The 16,425-nt window shown below is 44.6% G+C and carries 17 protein-coding genes and 2 pseudogenes; 18 read left to right on the top strand and 1 reads right to left on the bottom strand.

What is annotated here, in order from left to right; translation table 11 throughout:
* Positions 1-74: 74 nt before the first annotated feature.
* A complete protein-coding gene (locus RG608_RS01395; protein ID WP_268686549.1) occupies positions 75-797 on the bottom strand; it encodes a hypothetical protein in 723 nt (240 codons plus the stop codon).
* 108 nt (positions 798-905) lie between these two features.
* On the opposite strand from RG608_RS01395, the gene RG608_RS01390 reads away from it, so the two are divergent.
* From RG608_RS01390 to RG608_RS01305, 18 genes and pseudogenes are all read left to right on the top strand, one after another.
* Complete coding sequence (locus RG608_RS01390) at positions 906-1,514, top strand: TetR/AcrR family transcriptional regulator (protein ID WP_268686550.1); 609 nt, start codon at positions 906-908, stop codon at positions 1,512-1,514.
* Positions 1,515-1,581: 67 nt separating this feature from the next.
* Entirely contained in the window at positions 1,582-2,643 is a 1,062-nt protein-coding gene (locus RG608_RS01385; protein WP_268686551.1) for an ABC transporter permease, read from the top strand.
* On the top strand, positions 2,644-3,309 hold the full coding sequence (locus RG608_RS01380; RefSeq protein WP_125332061.1) for an ABC transporter ATP-binding protein: 666 nt from the start codon (positions 2,644-2,646) through the stop codon (positions 3,307-3,309).
* Between the two features lie 51 nt (positions 3,310-3,360).
* A complete protein-coding gene (locus RG608_RS01375) occupies positions 3,361-3,777 on the top strand; it encodes a GNAT family N-acetyltransferase (protein ID WP_308946456.1) in 417 nt (138 codons plus the stop codon).
* A 322-nt stretch (positions 3,778-4,099) separates the two neighbouring features.
* A complete protein-coding gene (locus tag RG608_RS01370; RefSeq protein WP_308946455.1) occupies positions 4,100-4,711 on the top strand; it encodes a TetR/AcrR family transcriptional regulator in 612 nt (203 codons plus the stop codon).
* 18 nt (positions 4,712-4,729) lie between these two features.
* Complete coding sequence (locus tag RG608_RS01365) at positions 4,730-6,496, top strand: ABC transporter ATP-binding protein (RefSeq protein WP_308946454.1); 1,767 nt, start codon at positions 4,730-4,732, stop codon at positions 6,494-6,496.
* Positions 6,489-8,234 carry an ABC transporter ATP-binding protein gene (locus RG608_RS01360; RefSeq protein ID WP_268686555.1) on the top strand — a complete coding sequence of 582 codons (1,746 nt, stop codon included), beginning with the start codon at positions 6,489-6,491 and terminating at the stop codon, positions 8,232-8,234. Before RG608_RS01365 ends, RG608_RS01360 begins: the two co-directional genes overlap by 8 nt.
* Positions 8,235-8,437: 203 nt before the next feature.
* Positions 8,438-9,706, top strand: coding sequence for a DUF2130 domain-containing protein (locus RG608_RS01355; protein ID WP_268686556.1), 1,269 nt, complete (start codon positions 8,438-8,440; stop codon positions 9,704-9,706).
* 5 nt (positions 9,707-9,711) lie between these two features.
* Positions 9,712-10,098, top strand: coding sequence for a hypothetical protein (locus RG608_RS01350; protein ID WP_308946453.1), 387 nt, complete (start codon positions 9,712-9,714; stop codon positions 10,096-10,098).
* On the top strand, positions 10,095-10,535 hold the full coding sequence (locus tag RG608_RS01345) for a GNAT family N-acetyltransferase (RefSeq protein ID WP_268686558.1): 441 nt from the start codon (positions 10,095-10,097) through the stop codon (positions 10,533-10,535). The genes RG608_RS01350 and RG608_RS01345 overlap by 4 nt, the downstream gene beginning before the upstream one ends.
* A pseudogene (locus RG608_RS01340) lies at positions 10,510-11,306 on the top strand (hypothetical protein). Before RG608_RS01345 ends, RG608_RS01340 begins: the two are co-directional and overlap by 26 nt.
* 41 nt (positions 11,307-11,347) lie before the next feature.
* Positions 11,348-11,467, top strand: a pseudogene (locus RG608_RS01335) (alpha/beta fold hydrolase); the annotation flags it as partial.
* Between the two features lie 3 nt (positions 11,468-11,470).
* Positions 11,471-12,349, top strand: a complete 879-nt coding sequence (gene truB / locus RG608_RS01330) for a tRNA pseudouridine(55) synthase TruB (RefSeq protein WP_308946452.1) — start codon at positions 11,471-11,473, stop codon at positions 12,347-12,349.
* A gap of 250 nt (positions 12,350-12,599) precedes the next feature.
* Positions 12,600-13,529, top strand: a complete 930-nt coding sequence (locus tag RG608_RS01325; RefSeq protein ID WP_308946451.1) for a bifunctional riboflavin kinase/FAD synthetase — start codon at positions 12,600-12,602, stop codon at positions 13,527-13,529.
* A 111-nt stretch (positions 13,530-13,640) separates the two neighbouring features.
* Positions 13,641-14,042, top strand: coding sequence for a Spx/MgsR family RNA polymerase-binding regulatory protein (locus RG608_RS01320; protein ID WP_002906786.1), 402 nt, complete (start codon positions 13,641-13,643; stop codon positions 14,040-14,042).
* A 2-nt stretch (positions 14,043-14,044) separates the two neighbouring features.
* Positions 14,045-14,323: a UPF0223 family protein gene (locus tag RG608_RS01315; protein ID WP_268686562.1), complete on the top strand. Its 279-nt coding sequence runs from the start codon at positions 14,045-14,047 to the stop codon at positions 14,321-14,323.
* The gene (locus tag RG608_RS01310) at positions 14,313-15,083 is read left to right on the top strand and encodes an inositol monophosphatase family protein (protein ID WP_268686563.1); all 771 of its coding nucleotides are present in this window, start codon (positions 14,313-14,315) and stop codon (positions 15,081-15,083) included. The genes RG608_RS01315 and RG608_RS01310 overlap by 11 nt, the downstream gene beginning before the upstream one ends.
* Positions 15,084-16,388 carry an RsmF rRNA methyltransferase first C-terminal domain-containing protein gene (locus RG608_RS01305; protein WP_308946450.1) on the top strand — a complete coding sequence of 435 codons (1,305 nt, stop codon included), beginning with the start codon at positions 15,084-15,086 and terminating at the stop codon, positions 16,386-16,388.
* Positions 16,389-16,425 lie beyond the last annotated feature (37 nt).

Here is a 16,425-nt window from a genome sequence, read left to right as displayed (position 1 = left end):
TCTGCGGTCTCTTTAAGATGGCAGTAGGCTGTTTTTGCATGGCTTGGTAGGTATTTTTTAGGAAAGGAAATTCATTATTTTTGTTCTCTGCACCAAGCTATCCATCTTGACCATTCGGCGGCCAGATGGAGCTGGTGTTCTTTGATAAGGCTGTCTGGACAAAGGCTGGGGAATTCGACGCAGAATCGGGCTTCTAGGCCTTTTTCTGTGTCGCGAAACTGATGGCGAATACCACCGATATTGCAACCATCCGCTAGACTGGCGGTACCGACAGTTTGGAAGGGATAAGACGCATCGCGAGGTTCCTCTATCTCAGCCTCACCACCAAGCTTAAGAAAAAACTGTGTCGGCAGCGGGCTGTTTCCTGCTGTCTCAATGACTTCCAGTTTTCTGCCGTGTGGCTGCAAGGCATAATGGTCTGGACAGGCACCAAGATTGACTCGTTGATGAACATTTGTCTTTTCTAACATCAAATTTTCTAGCATTTTACTGAAAGAAGCAGCAGTCAGTCCACTTGCAAAAATCGTGATGATAGCTCTTTTTCGTGGTTTCTTGGACCATTTGGCCGCCCATTTCATCAAACATTGGCTCCATTTGAGTTTGGTTCCGATTTGCTGGATTAGCTCTTCGTATGTCAGCTTCATTTTTGCTTCCAGTAGGACTTGGTCTAAAATCTCCGTGTTGTCAGTATTAGGCAGCTGCAGATTAAGTATCTTAGCTGCTTTATGGATTCTCTGCTTCCGCCATTGCTCAATTCTTTCTTGACTGACTTCTTTTTGATTGATCATAATCTTCATTTTTAATCCTCTTGTTCTTGTCTTCTGCTTATATTTATTATATAGTGGGAGCTGGATGGTAGACAAGCATCAATTTTAGAGAGACTGTTGCATTTTGAGGTGAATGGCATGTATGAGAAAAAAAGAAGAGAGACAGAAAAGCGGATAGAGACTAGCTTGCTGCAGTTGATGAAAGAGCAGACTTTTGAGACAATCAGCATTCGCCAATTGATTGATTTGGCAGAGGTGAATCGCAGTACTTTTTACCGGCATTATTTGGATAAATATGATCTGCTGGAGAAGATAGAAGACCGCTTGCTAGGTGATTTGCAGGACTATTATCAAGAGACTCTAGAATCTGCCTGCTTGTTCAAGTTAGAAAAGGATTTTAAAGTGGAAGACTATATCCATGAGAAACAAAATCTTTTTCATTTTTTTGAGCCTTACTTGGAAGACTTGGCCATTCTTTTAGGGCCGAATGGCAGTCCAACTAGTTCGAGTCAGTTGCAGGAAGCTGTGAGGGAGATTTTCTCGCAGAGTATTTCCTTGGCTGATCCACATTTAGAGGAGGTTGAGGTGGACTTGCTCCTGAATCATCAAGCCGCGTCCTTTATGGGAACCCTGACTTACTGGCTGGCTCATCCTCGCTATAAGGCTCAGCAAATGAGTGATTTTCATGCTAGGGTGACCGCTGTCGGTCTGGCGGGCTTTGTCAGAGAGCATATGCAGGGGGATTGACAGGATAGTTTTTCCAGCTTGCTTCTTTATGGTATAATAGTCTCGAATATCTCAAAGGAGGACAGCTTTGTTTTTAGCTTTTAAAGAGATTGTCTATAGCCGCGGACGCTATCGTTTGGTGGTTGCTGTGGTCTTTCTCATTACCTATATGGTTTTCTTTTTATCCAGTCTTTCCGTTGGTTTGGCTAGGCTCAATCGCTTGGCTTTGGACCAATGGCAGGCTGAGTCAATAGTTTTGTCGGAGTACGCCAATAAGAATCTGGTTTCGTCGACTCTCAAGGAAGAGGAGTACAGTCGCCTGCTTCAAGGCGACTCAATCGCTGCTTTGGGACAAACGTCAGCAGTGGCCAATTATGAAGATGGCACTGATAAAATCAATGCTCAGGTTTTTGGTCTCTCTTGGGATAGTTTTCTAGCGCCTGACATTATTGAGGGACGTCCTGCTGATACTGCTTATGAAGTCATTGCGGATAAGCGCCTGCAGCAAAAAGGTGTGAAACTAGGCGACCAGCTTCAGCTCAATGGCAGTGAGCGCCTCTATCAGGTTGTTGGTTTCACAGAGGATAACAGCTTCTTTACGCAACCTGTAATTTTTATGGATTTAGATGATTTCAGGGAATTAAAGTACGGCTCAAGTCAGGTTAAGAATATCAGCGCACTTGTGGTCAAGGATGGTCAGAAGATTGAAGAAGCAGGACTTAGTCAGCTCTCTATGAGTGATTTTATAGAAAATATCCCTGGTTATCAGCCTCAAGTACTGACTTTTTCCTTTATGATTGGAGCCATGGTTCTGATTACATTTTTGGTATTGGGAATTTTTATGTACATCATTACCATCCAAAAGACGCATCTTTACGGTATTATGCGCGCCCAAGGAATTGCCAGTGGGAAGATTATTGCTTCTATTTTTTGGCAGATTTTCATCCTGTCTACTCTGGGAATCAGCTTAGCTGTCTTGGCTCTCTTGGGAACCCAGCTAGTCTTGCCGGCTTCTATGCCTTTTTACAGTGACTGGCGAGCTTATGCTGGTTTAATTATCCTCATTATTTTCATGTCACTGGCTGGCGGGCTCTTGTCCATTCATCGGGTTCTGAAAATTGACCCTATCACAGCGATTGGAGGTGAGTAAATGTCAATCATAGAACTAAAAGGGGTTACAAAAGAATATGGTCAGGGGCATACGCTAGTTCAAGCCCTGAAACCAACTGATTTCCAACTGGAAGCAGGGCAGTTTGTAGCTATTATTGGGCCGTCAGGATCGGGTAAAACAACCCTTCTGACCTTGCTGGGGCATTTACAAACACCTTCAAAAGGACAGATTTTCCTGCATGGGAAAGATACTTCCCAGCTCAAGGAAAAGGAACGGGCTGCTCTGCGTTTCAATGATTTCGGCTTCATTTTGCAGGCCTCCAATCTCATACCTTTTCTGAAAATCGAAGACCAGTTTCAGCTGATTGACCGCTTATCTAAAAAGGAAAGAACGGATCTAGACAGTCTGATTGAGTTGCTGGATCTAAAAGGAACACTCAAGCAGTATCCGAAAGAATTGTCCGGCGGAGAACGGCAGAGAGCTGCTATCGCTAGAGCGCTTTACAATAGTCCTGATATTATCTTGGCTGATGAGCCGACAGCTAGTCTGGATACGGAGAGGGCCAAGCGCGTGGTTCATTTGCTCAAAGAGGTGACCCAGAAATTCCATAAGAGCGTGGTCATGATTACCCATGATACCCGCCTGCTGGACGAGGTTGACAAGGTTTATGAGATGCAAGACGGAGTGCTGACTCAAGTTCGATAAAGCTTTAGAATAGTTTAGGCAATCAAACAGAGAAAAAACAAGGAGAGGGCTATGATTCATTATAAAATAAATCCTCAGCTAGATTTTGCGGCAGTGCTAGACCTCTATGCTTCGGTTAATTGGAGCAATTACACCAATCATCCTCAGCAGTTAGAGCAGGCCTTCCATCAGTCCTTGTTTCTGATGGCGGCCTATGACGAAGATAAGTTGGTTGGTTTGATTCGAGCAGTCGGGGATGGACTTACCATTGTCTTTATTCAGGATTTGCTGGTATACCCACACTACCAGCGTCAGGGGATTGGACGAAGCCTTCTTCAGAAAACATTGGAAAAATTTAAGGATGTTTACCAAATCCAGCTGGCGACGGAGCAGTCAGATAAAAATCTAGCTTTTTATCGAGAGTTCGGCTTTCGCCGGCAGGAAGATTTTGACTGTACTGGTATGATTTATGCACCTGATAAAAAGTAAAATTATAGAGAGAGTGGGACAGAAATCGGTAATTCGTTAGAATTCGATTTCGTCGTCCCACCTCCGCACAGTTGAGTAGGACTGTAAAAGCTGATGAAATCAGCGTAGTAGAGCCCACTCAACCACTGCGTCTTGCTCGACAATCCAAAGACAATTGAGAGGCTAGGACTTTTGTCCCAGCCTCTTTTGTCATGTTTACAAGAGGAAGTGATATGGACTGATGAAAATCTTTCTCGGTCTCTTTTATTTTTCCTTGACAGTTAAATTGTCAGAATTTATAATAAAAGAAGAAAGGTGATAACGGTGTTATCGAATTAAAACCATGAAAAAAGAAACAGATGAGTTAAACGAAAAAATCTTGGAAAGCGCGAGGAGTGAGTTCTTGGCTTATGGCTATCAGAATGCTTCACTGCGGAGAATTTGTCGCGCGGCTGGTTTGACGACTGGGGCACTTTATAAGCGCTATGAGAGTAAGGACAATCTCTTTACTGCTCTGCTTGAGCCTACTCTGACAGCCTTAGACCAGTATGGACAAGAGCAGAAGCGACGTGACTATGATTTCCTAGAAGAGGGGCACCTGTCTGATATGTGGACTCATCGCTTAGAGGATCTCCAGTCCCTGATGCGGATTCTCTATGAGCATAGGGATATTATGCAGCTCTTGCTCTTTAAATCTCAGGGTTCTTCGCAAGCGGACTTCAGGATGCGTCTGCCTCATTTGGCTGCTGACGAGACTTATCGCTATTTGGTGCTAGCTTACAAAGAGGGTAAGATCAATCGTTTGGTCAAACACGAGTTTCTGCGATCGTGCATGACAGCTTATTACACAGCTGTATTTGAGCCCTTGGCTCAAGACTGGACCCAAGAGCAGGCGCTGGAATTTTGCCATTCCATCATGGACTTGTTTGACTGGGGAAGTTTGCTAGGTTTTTGATAGAAAGAAGGAAATTCTATGAAGAAAAAATCTGTTCTTGCTTGGATCTGGGTCTTTGTTTCCCTTCATAAGATATATTTTGTGCTCAGTCTGATCTTTGCCTTTGTCTCTGTCCTTTCAGGATTTCTGCCTTATTTCTTTATTGGTGGAATGATTAATCAGCTATTGGCTGGCAATAAAAACTGGGATTTCTACCTGCAGCAGTCAGCGTGGGCAGGTCTGGCCTGGATTGGCTACTGGGGATTCCACGGTATTTCCACCATGCTGTCGCATAAGGCTACTTTTAAGATTCTAGCGGAAATGCGCCACCGCCTGACAGATAAGCTAGCTAGGCTGCCTTTAGGTACAGTGCTTAGTCAGTCATCAGGCAGCTATAAAAACATTATTGTTGAGCGGGTGGATGCGACCGAAACGACCTTGGCTCACCTGATTCCAGAGTTTACTGCTGGGATTTTTGGTCCGATGATTGTCCTCATTGCTATGCTAGTTATAGATTGGCGGCTGACCTTGCTGTCTCTCCTGACTATTCCCATTGTGGCGCTGGCCTATATGCGGATGGTTGCCAATAGCGAAGCAGACTATCAAAATACTCTGGTCAAGACCAAAAAGCTCAATGATACAGCGGTGGAATACATCAATGGGATTGAGGTTATCAAGGTTTTTGGCAAGGAAAAATTTTCTTATGATAAGTTTGTGACGTCTGCTAGAGAAGGAGCAGACTGCTTTATTGAGTGGATGCGCAAGTTCAATCTGGAGATGGGCATTGTGACTGCTTTTCTGCCATCGGGCTTACTCTTTCTGCTGCCAGCTGGCTGTTATTTCTATCTGCAAGGTAGCTTGACTGCCGGCAATTTCATTCTGATGATTATTCTTTCGCTCAGTCTTCTGACTCCTCTGATTTTAGTGGCTAGTTACATGGACGATTTACGGAAAATCGGGACTATTTTTGGCCAAGTCATTGATATTTTGGAAAAGCCTGATTTGAAAAGGCCTCAGGAGCTGAGAGAACTTCCAAAAGGAAGGGATCTAGTCATGACGGATGTCAGCTTTGGCTATACAGATGAAGAGGAGGTGCTACATGGTATTTCGCTAGATATTAAGGCTGGCAGCATCAATGCTTTAGTTGGGCCATCAGGCTCAGGTAAGTCTACAATTGCCAAGCTTCTAGCTTCTTTCTGGGATGTCAGTTCTGGTCAGATTACTTATGGTGGCTTGGACATTCGCCAGCTTCCGCTAGACTATTACAGTCAGCAGATTGCTTACGTGACCCAGGATAACTATCTCTTTGATGAGACTATTATGGAAGATATCCGAATGGGAAATCCAGCAGCTTCTGACGAAGAGGTCATCGAAATTGCCCGTCGTTGTGGCTGTTATGACTTTATCATGAACTTGGAAGATGGTTTTGAAACTCAAGTAGGCTCTGGCGGCGGTCATCTATCTGGTGGGGAGCGTCAGCGGATTGCCATCGCCCGTGCCATGCTTAAGGATGCGCCGATTCTTATTTTGGATGAAGCGACTGCTTATACAGATCCGGAAAATGAAGCACGGATTCAGTCCAGTCTAGCTCGTCTGATTGAGGGACGAACCTTGATTGTCATTGCCCACCGATTGTCTACTATTATGAGTGCAGACCAGATAGTTCTGGTCAATGATGGTCGGATTGAAGCAAGGGGCCGGCATGAAGAATTGCTTGCAGCTAGTGCGCTTTATGCTTCCATGTGGCGGGCCCATATTGCTACCAGGGATAGTGGTGAAATGGAAGGAGGGCTGACTCATGCTTAATATACTGAAGAAATTCTTTGATTTTTGTACTGCAGAGGACCGTAGGAAATTTTATCAATCCATTTATCTGGGCATCATCAAGTCCTTTATCATCGCTCTGCGTATCCCAGCGATCGGCCTAGTCCTTATGGGACTGATTGAGAAGAATCTCTCTATGCAGACTTTCTGGCTGGCTCTGGGCATCATGCTGGTATCCACTGTGCTAAACGTCTGGATCAGCCTGAAAATTACCATGCTTCAGACGGAAGCGGGTTATCACACTTGTGCTCAGAAGCGGATTGAAATTGCGGAGCACATGCGCTATCTGCCCATGGGTTACTTTAATCAAAATAGCCTAGGCAAGATTACCAGTGTTACGACTAATACGCTGGAAGGACTGTCTGATGTGGCCACACGAGTAGTCATGATGACAGTGCAGGGCTTTCTGACGACTGGTCTCATCACTATTTTGGTCTTTGTATATGATTGGCGGGTTGGACTGGTTCTCTTGGTGGGTCTCGTCCTCTTTCTCCTGCCAAATACCCTCATGCGTTGGCAAGTTGGCAAGGTTTCTGATGACAAGTATCAGGCGGATATGGACCTGGTAGCCGTTGTTTTGGAGTATAGCCAAGGTATTGCTGAAGTTAAGAACTACAATCTGGTCAACCGTTCTGCCAAGAAGCTGTCCAAGGCTATTGAAGGCAAGAGTCAGCTAGATACCAAAATGACACTTGTGACCTCACCTTACATTGCCCTCCAGGGCATAGTGACCAAGCTGACCGGTCTCTTTATGGGGCTTTTCTCTATCTATTTTTATCTCAATGGCAGTATGGAGCTGCTGGTAACTATTATGATGATTGTCAGTGGTTTTATGATTTATGAAAATCTAGATGGCGTTGGCTCTTTCTCTTCTCTCCTGCGCATTGTTGATTTGTCGGTTGATATGGTCAATCAAGTTTTGGCTATCCAGCCGATGGACATCAGCGGTCAGGATATTGAGCCCAAGAGCAGCCGGATTGAGCTGAGAGACGTTAGCTTCTCTTATGGAAATAAGAAAATCATTGACCAGGTTTCCCTCACCATTCCAGAAAAAACGACAACTGCCCTGGTCGGACCTTCTGGCTCTGGCAAAACAACGCTCTGCAACCTCATCGCCCGCTTCTGGGATGTGGACCAAGGAAGTATCAGTCTGGACGGACATGATGTTAGAGATTACAGCTATGACAGCCTGATTCGTAATTTCAGCTTTGTCTTCCAAAGCGTCTATCTCTTTGAGGATACCATTGCCAATAACATTCGTTTTGGTAAGCCAGAGGCCAGTCAGGAAGAAGTGATAGAGGCTGCCAAGAAAGCTGCCTGTCATGATTTTATCCTCTCGCTACCTGATGGCTATGATACCAAGATTGGTGAAGGAGGTGCCAGTCTTTCTGGAGGTGAGCGTCAGCGCATTTCCATTGCACGAGCAATTATCAAGGATGCTCCTATTATCATTCTGGATGAAGCAACAGCCAATGTTGACCCAGAAAACGAAGAAGCCCTCATGCAGGCTATTCAGGCTCTGACTCGAAATAAGACCATTATCATGATTGCCCACCGACTCAAGACGGTTGAGCATGCAGATCAGATTCTAGTGCTGGATCAAGGCTGTATTGTCGAGCAAGGCAAACACCAAGACTTACTAGCCAAACAAGGTATCTATAGTAAGTTTATCCAAGAAAGAAAAACAGCTGCCAGCTGGCGGATTGAGATGGGTGAGTGATAAGCTGAAACAGCAAGCCATTGGCTTGCTGTTTTTCATTTATTGGCAGGAATGGTATAATAGTTGATAGTCGTGAGAAGTAGATTAGTGAATTTGGGAGAATGATGAAAAAGAGAATAACAAATAATAATGATAGCGAGATAATCCATCAACTTGGAAAAGAGAAGGAATTAAGATTTTAATTTTAGATGAAGAGGTACCCCATGAACGAAATCAAATGCCCCAACTGTGGGGAGGTTTTTACAGTCAATGAGAGCCAGTTTAGTGAGCTTTTGTCGCAGGTTCGGACAGCAGAGTTTGACAAGGAGATTCATGCTCGGATTGAGCAGGAGCTAGCTTTAGCAGAGCAAAAATCCCAGAATGTTCAACAAGCTCTCCTATCGCAGAAAGAGCAGGAAATTAGCAATCTTAAAAGTCAGATTGCTCAGTTTGAGACCCAGCAGGAATTGGCAAAGAAAGAGGCGGAGCAGGCAGCTACTCTTCAATTACAAGAAAAAGACAAGGAAGTTCAGCAATTGGAAAGTCAGCTGACAAGTCTGCGCTTGGAGCATGAAAATCAACTTCAAAAGACCTTGTCTGCGCTGGAAAAAGAGCGAGACGAGGTTAAGAATCAGCTAGTTTTGCAAGAAAAGGAAGCAGCGCTGGCTCAGACCTCGCTCAAAGAGCGCTATGAGGTAGAGCTGCGGCAGAAAGATGAGACCATAGAGTTCTACAAGGATTTCAAGGCCAAGCAGTCTACTAAGATGATTGGCGAGAGTTTGGAACAGCACTGTGAGTACGAGTTTAACAAGAATCGTATGGCCATGTTTCCACGAGCCGAGTTTGGCAAGGACAATGATGCCAGAACCGGCAGTAAGGGCGACTATATTTACCGTGAGGTGGATGAAAATGGTGTAGAAATCCTCTCCATCATGTTTGAGATGAAAAATGAAGGAGATGAGACAGCGACCAAGAAGAAAAACGAGCACTTCTTCAAAGAGCTGGATAAGGATCGGCGGGAGAAAGGCTGTGAGTATGCTATTCTGGTGACACTTCTGGAGGCTGACAGTGAGCTCTACAATTCGGGTATTGTCGATGTGTCCTATGCCTATGAGAAGATGTATGTTATCCGGCCTCAGTTCTTCTTGCCCATGATTACCCTCCTGCGTAATGCTGCGCTTAACTCGCTCCAGTACAAGCAGGAACTGGCCTTGGTGCGGGAGCAGAATATTGATATTACGCATTTTGAGGAAGATTTGGATGCCTTTAAAGTAGCTTTCGCTAAGAACTATCAGTCTGCTTCGACCAACTTTGGCAAGGCCATTGAGGAGATTGACAAGGCTATCCGCCGGATGGAAGAAATTAAGAAGTTCCTGACGACCTCTGAAAACCAGCTGCGCTTGGCAAATAACAAACTGGACGACGTCTCTGTCAAGAAACTGACACGCAAAAATCCTACTATGAAAGCTAAGTTTGAAGCTTTGAAGGGGTGAGAAAAATGGACTTAACAACCCGTTGGATACAATCAACCAAATTTGCTGAGATTGATCGAATTATAGAAAGACTGCCACAAGAAGGGAAGGAAACTTTTTATCAGCAATGGCAGGCTGCTTCTTCAGAATTACATAAAGAAATATGGATTGAACGAGGCAAACAAGTACTGTTAGCTAATGTAGTTTATTTTTTACTACTTTGCTATTTAGTCTTTTTTCAAGGGATGCCCTTATCTGTTAAGGATTTACCTTATCTTGGACTAGGTTTGTTAGTTTTTTCAGGGATTGGATTTATGGACGATGAAGAGCCGACTGACTTAGTTATTAAGAAAAAATGTCAGATAGCGGTAACTATTTATAAGCAGTATTTTGAAAGAAAAATAGAAAAATGATAGATCAATTGACTGTTCAAGAATATCAGAAAGAAGACGCAGAAGTTCTGCCGCCCCTGTATAAAGTATTGGGCTATTCAGCAGAAAAAGATGAATTGCAAAGGAGACTCAGGGATATTCTTGTTAATCCAGCTTACGGTTGTTTAGTTGCTGAGAAAGAATCTCAGATTCTTGGCTTTATCGGCTATGCCAAGCTTTACTTTTTCGTGTCCACAGCTTTCTACTATCAGATCTTAGCTCTGGCGGTCAGTCGAAATGCCAGGCGGCAAGGAATTGCGACATCTCTGATGGACAAGGTCAAGAAGATAGCTAGTCAAGATGGTGCCAATGATGAACGGTTAGCTGCGTATGCCTTTTACCAAAACCATGGCTTTCGCCAGACTAGCTTAGCTAATGTAGAGGAGGATGAGCATGGGAAAGAAAAAAGCCAAGACTAGACCGGAAATACCGAAGGAGCCCGACTTCAGCCCTGCTATGCAAGCCCTTTTAGAAGAGGCCTACACCCTGTTTAATTGTGATTTACACTTTCCTCTGAGCCTTTGTACCTGCCCCGTCTGCCTCTCCGAGGAGAATCTCAGAGCTTTGCAAACCATTCCTGTCAGGGAACTGAGTGAGGTGTTAATCTATGAATACCTCAACGCGGTGGTTAGTAAGAGTGATGACGACTACCAAATCAGGCATTTTCTGCCTCGGATTTTAGAGATGATTGCTCACTACATTGAAATCAGAGTTGATGACTCTCTTAATCTGGAACGGTGTCACTTTGAAAGTGACAGTTGGAAGCCACAGGAGTTAGATTTTATGCGGCGCTTCTCACGTCAGTTTATCCTAGATACAATTAACTTTAGACCCATTCAAGCTGATGGTGTGGCGGTCTATCTGGTTATGTTTGATCTGGCTGGCCTTGAAACCAGCCATCTGCTAGATAGGAGTCTTTGGCTGGAGGAAGCTGATCCCATCAAGGCACTACTTGCTCTGGAGGAGATCTACTACTATTACACTAAGGATTATGCCCACTTTAACTATAATTTTTCGGACAATCCTGCCTTTAACAAGCAGATGACAGATTGGCTGAATAGTCGGGAATTGGCTCAAGGTTTTTTCCAATATTGGAAAATGTTCTCCTATCGGAGGAAGAAATGGCAACTACTGAGGACTGTCGCCTTGAACAACTTTATCAGATTTTTGAAAATCGGATAGAAGTGTGACTGTTTTGTTGTGCCTTTGTACTCAATCATTAGCATCCATGCTCGAATTACATCAACATATCAAAGATAGCCAGCTCACTATTTTGCCAGACTGTGGCCACGCACTCTATGAACAGCATAAGGATTTCCAAAAGAGAGTTTTAGTATTTTTAGAAAGTTAATCAATGAACGGAATTATCAACTTAAGAAAAGAAGCGGGCATGACCTCGCATGATGCGGTATTTAAGCTGCGAAAGATTTTAAAAACCAAGATAATCGGTCATGGGGGCACCTTGGATCCGGATGTGGTCGGGGTGCTTCCGATTGCTGTGGGCAAGGCGACGCGCTTGGTCGAGTTTATGCAGGAGGAAGGCAAGGTCTACGAGGGAGAGATTACCCTGGGCTGCTCAACAACGACAGAGGATGCCAGCGGAGACATCCTAGAGTGGACGCCAGTGACGGGACTTTTAGAAGAAGCTCTCATTGATGAAGCGATGGAGTCCATGACCGGTGAGATTCGCCAGATTCCGCCCATGTACTCTGCAGTCAAGGTAAATGGCCGCAAGCTTTATGAGTATGCAAGATCGGGTCAAGAAGTGGAGCGGCCAGAGCGGCAGGTGACCATCTATAGTTTCGAGCGCACCAGTCCGATTTCCTATGAAGATGAACAAGCCCGCTTTCGCTTTCGAGTCAAGTGTAGCAAGGGGACCTATGTCCGAACCCTGTCTGTTGATTTGGGAGCCAAGCTTGGCTTTGCCAGTCACATGTCCCAGCTGACACGGACTTCCTCAGCAGGTATGAGCTTAGGTGATGCCTTGACCTTGGATGAAATAGCGGAGCGAGTAGCAACGGAGGATTTCTCCTTTCTCCAACCACTTGAATTGGGAATCGGAGATTTAGTGAAGGTTGAGCTTTCTGACGAGCAGGTTGAGGACGTGAGGAACGGCCGTTTTATCAGCTTGATGTTAGAAGAAGCTGAGCTAGCTGGCTTTTATAAGGAGAAGTTAGTAGCTATTTTGGAAAAGCGGGAAACAGTTTACAAGCCTCGCAAGGTCTTCCTTTAATATCCGCAGTAGAATTGTCAAAAGATTGTTACTCTTTTGTAATATGAAATGTGCGCTTGCATGTTATAATAATTTCATTAAACCTCACAAAAGGACAGCAACTGCACAACTGCTGTCCTTTTGTTTTGCTTTTTTTCAGATTTTGACAAACGTCTTGCCTTAGAACGGTAAAAATCTTTTTGAATATTTTGCGGTTTCGAGCGGAACGGATATTGTAAAAATAGCAAATGCGTAGTAAAATAGAGGAATGATGATAACCAAGAGAATTATAGATGAAAAAGGGATTGATCAGACAGAAGATACGGTCCTTGTTCTAGGCTATTTCGATGGGCTACATAAGGGCCATCAGGCACTCTTTGAAAAAGCGCGAGAAATTGCTACAAAGCAAGGTCTAAAGATTGCAGTAATGACTTTCCCGGAGTCGCCTAAGCTAGCCTTTGTCCGCTATCAGCCTGAACTCATGCTGCATCTAGCTAGTCCTGAAGACCGGATGGCGCAGCTGGAAAATCTGGGTGTTGACTATCTTTACCTGATTGACTTTACTAGCCATTTTGCAGGCAATACAGCCCGAGACTTTTTTGAGAAATACGTGTCTCGTCTGCGCGCCAAGGCTGTGGTAGCTGGCTTTGACTATCATTTTGGCTCAGACCGCAAAGAGTCACATGAGCTGAGAGATTATTTTAATGGCAAGATTGTTATCGTTCCCTCGGTTAATCTGGATAATCGGAAGATTTCTTCCACTCGGATTCGGGAGACGATTGCCATCGGAGATATGCTGAAAACTCAAGAATTGCTGGGCTACCCTCTGTCCACTCGAGGAATTGTGGTTCATGGCAATGCCAGAGGACGGACGATTGGCTATCCAACAGCCAATCTAGCTCCCTTGGATCGAGTCCTTCTTCCAGGAGATGGCGTCTATGTCGCGGACGTTGAGCACAATGGTCAGCGCTATCGTGGTATGGCTAGTGTTGGGAAAAATGTAACTTTTGACGGTGATGAGCTTCGTTTTGAGGTCAATATCTTTGATTTTTCTCAGGACATCTATGGCGATACCATTCGGATTTTCTGGCTGGATAAGATTCGCGAGATGGTTAAGTTTGATGGTATTGACAGCTTGATTGCTCAGCTGCAGAGCGATGAACGGATCGCTAGAAGTTGGACTGCTTATCGAAATAGTTGAAAAAGTTATAGTTTCATGACATTCGGCAGTAATTTTCAAAAAAATATAGTCAAGCCAAATAAAATTTAGTATAATAGAGGTAGTTATTATACAGAATTAGAAGAGAAACGCATGATTACATTATTTTTATCGCCGAGTTGTACTTCTTGCCGTAAGGCGCGTGCTTGGCTGCTAAATCATGAAGTGCCCTTTCAGGAACATAATATCATGACGAGCCCTCTGTCAGCTCCCGAATTGCAACACATTCTTTCTCTGACAGAGAACGGTACAGACGACATTATTTCAACTCGCTCAAAGATTTTTCAGAAATTAGATTTGGATGTGGAGGATTTGTCCATTTCAACCTTGATTCAGTTGATTGAGGAAAATCCCAGTCTTTTGCGACGCCCAATTATTTTAGACGGCAAACGGATGCAAATCGGCTTTAACGAGGATGAAATTCGTGCTTTCTTGCCTCGGAGTTATCGTAAGGAAGAGTTAAGATCCGCAACCATGCGGGCAGATATTCAGTAAAGATGAACAAAAATTATAGTTACCCACTAGATTTATCGTGGAGCACTGAAGAGCTTGCTTCGGTGCTCTCTTTTTTTAATGATGTAGAAGCAGCTTATGAACAGAAAATCCAAGCGGAAAAGCTCTTGAAGTCCTATGCGGCTTTCAAGCAAGTTGTTTCGAGCAAAGGCCAAGAGAAGCGAATCGGCCGTGAGTTCGAAAACGTCAGCGGTTATTCGCTTTATCGTGCTGTTCAAGAGGCAAAAAGTAAAGGTAAAGGAAGCATTTCTCTTGGAAAATAAATTTCATTTTGCTAAAGAAATCATCTACCAAGCTGGTGCTTTTTTGAGGGAACATCTCTATGATGATTTGGATGTGAGTCAAAAGACCAGTGCCACCGACTTGGTCACCCAGATGGACCGGAAGGTTCAGGATGACTTGGTGGCGAAGATTCTAGCCCGCTATCCCCAGGATGCTATTTTAGCAGAGGAAAATGGACTCCGACATAATATTGCTGATGGCAATGTCTGGGTGATAGATCCGATTGACGGAACCACCAACTTTATCACTCAGAAGGCTGATTTTGCCGTTATGATTGCCTATTTTGAAGAGGGCGTTGGCCGTTTTGGCTTGATCTATGATGTGACCAGAGACCAGCTCTATCACGGTGGCGGTGACTTTGACGTCTACTGTAACGACCGGAAACTTCCTGCTTTTGAGGACCGGCCTTTTCAAGATTTTCTCATGGCTTCCAATGCCGGTATGCTGCAAGCCAATGATTGGGGCTTGGCAGACTTGGCTCGGGAGTGTTTAGGGGTTCGGGTTTATGGCAGTGCTGGGATTAGCTTTAGCAAGGTGCTGTCTGGCGGCCTCTTGGCTTATTTTTCCTACAACTGGCCTTGGGATTATTCGGCGGCTTCGATTATGGCGGAGAAGCTAGACTTTATCGTCCAGACCTTGGATGGCAGTCAGCTAAATTTCCAGACTAGGCAGCCTGTCATGATGGCGCCTAAGTGCAAACTATCGGCTCTGAAGCCTTATTTAGAAAAGGGGAAGCAGTAGATGGACTTTCCTAAAGGTTTTAAAGAAAAATATGAGCAGATTTTAGGCGCAGAAGCGACAGACTTTTTTGCGACTTTTGACGAGGAACCAATTTCGGCCTTTCGCAGCAATCCTCTGAAAGAAGGCCAGCAGAATTTCTCAGATGCCATTCCTCAGACAGACTGGGGCTTTTATGGCAAGGTGTCTGGCAAGTCTGCTGAGCATGTGACTGGTCTGGTTTATTCGCAGGAGCCAGCAGCTCAGATGGTGGCTCAGATAGCAGCACCATCTAAGGGGATGAAAGTCTTAGATTTGGCGGCAGCACCAGGTGGCAAGTCCACCCATCTTTTATCTTTTCTGGACAATACAGGCCTGCTGGTCTCCAATGAAATCAATAGTAAACGCTCTAAAATCTTAGTGGAGAACATTGAGCGCTTTGGTGCTAGAAATGTGCTTGTTACCAATGAATCTGCTGAGCGGTTGGCTCAGGTCTTTGAAGGTTATTTTGATTTGATTGTTTTAGATGCCCCTTGCTCGGGCGAGGGCATGTTTCGCAAGCAACCGGATGCTACCCAGTATTGGACGCCGGATTACCCAGCCCAGTGCGCCCAGTTCCAGCGAGAGATTCTAACAGCTGCTATGAGCATGCTTGCCAAGGACGGTCGCCTGGTTTATTCGACCTGTACTTGGGCTCCTGAAGAAAATGAAGACATCGTTGCTTGGTTACTGGAAGAATTTCCACTTGAACTGATTGATATTCCTAAGGTAAACGGGATGACTGAAGGAATTGGCTTTCCTGAGACAGCTCGGATGTATCCGCATCGCTTCAAAGGTGAAGGTCAGTTTGCAGCTCACTTTCGCTTTACTGGTGAGAATAGCTGCAAGAAGATTAAACCAGGTAAGAATCGTTTGACGAGCGAGCAAAGAAAACTCTGGCAGGACTTTGAGAACAAGCATCTAAAAACAGTCTTGACTGGAGAACTGCAGACCTTTGGGGATAATCTCTATTTGTTGCCTGCTGGTCTGCCAGATTTATCCAAGCTAAAGATTGCCCGTAACGGTTTGCATCTAGGAACATTTAAGAAGAATCGCTTTGAGCCTAGCTTTGCCCTAGGCTTGGCTATGAAGCCCAGCGAGGTTCTGAAGCGGCTAGAGATTACTGAGCAGGATTTCAAAAAGTATGCGGCTGGCGAGACCGTTGAATTACCAGAATCACAAGCGAATGGCTGGTATCAGCTGGTCCTGGCTGGCAATGGTCTTGGCTTTGCAAAAGTCACTGGAAAAACCCTGAAAAATTATTTTCCAAAAGGCCTGAGATTTAGATAAAATATTAGGAAAAGCTGGTATTATATGATATAGTTGA

The organism is Streptococcus sp. IsoGale022 (genome assembly GCF_031142805.1).
GTDB lineage: Bacteria > Bacillota > Bacilli > Lactobacillales > Streptococcaceae > Streptococcus > Streptococcus sanguinis_A.
Note: the sequence above shows the minus strand (reverse complement) of the source record. Positions and strands in the feature narration are given on the sequence as shown.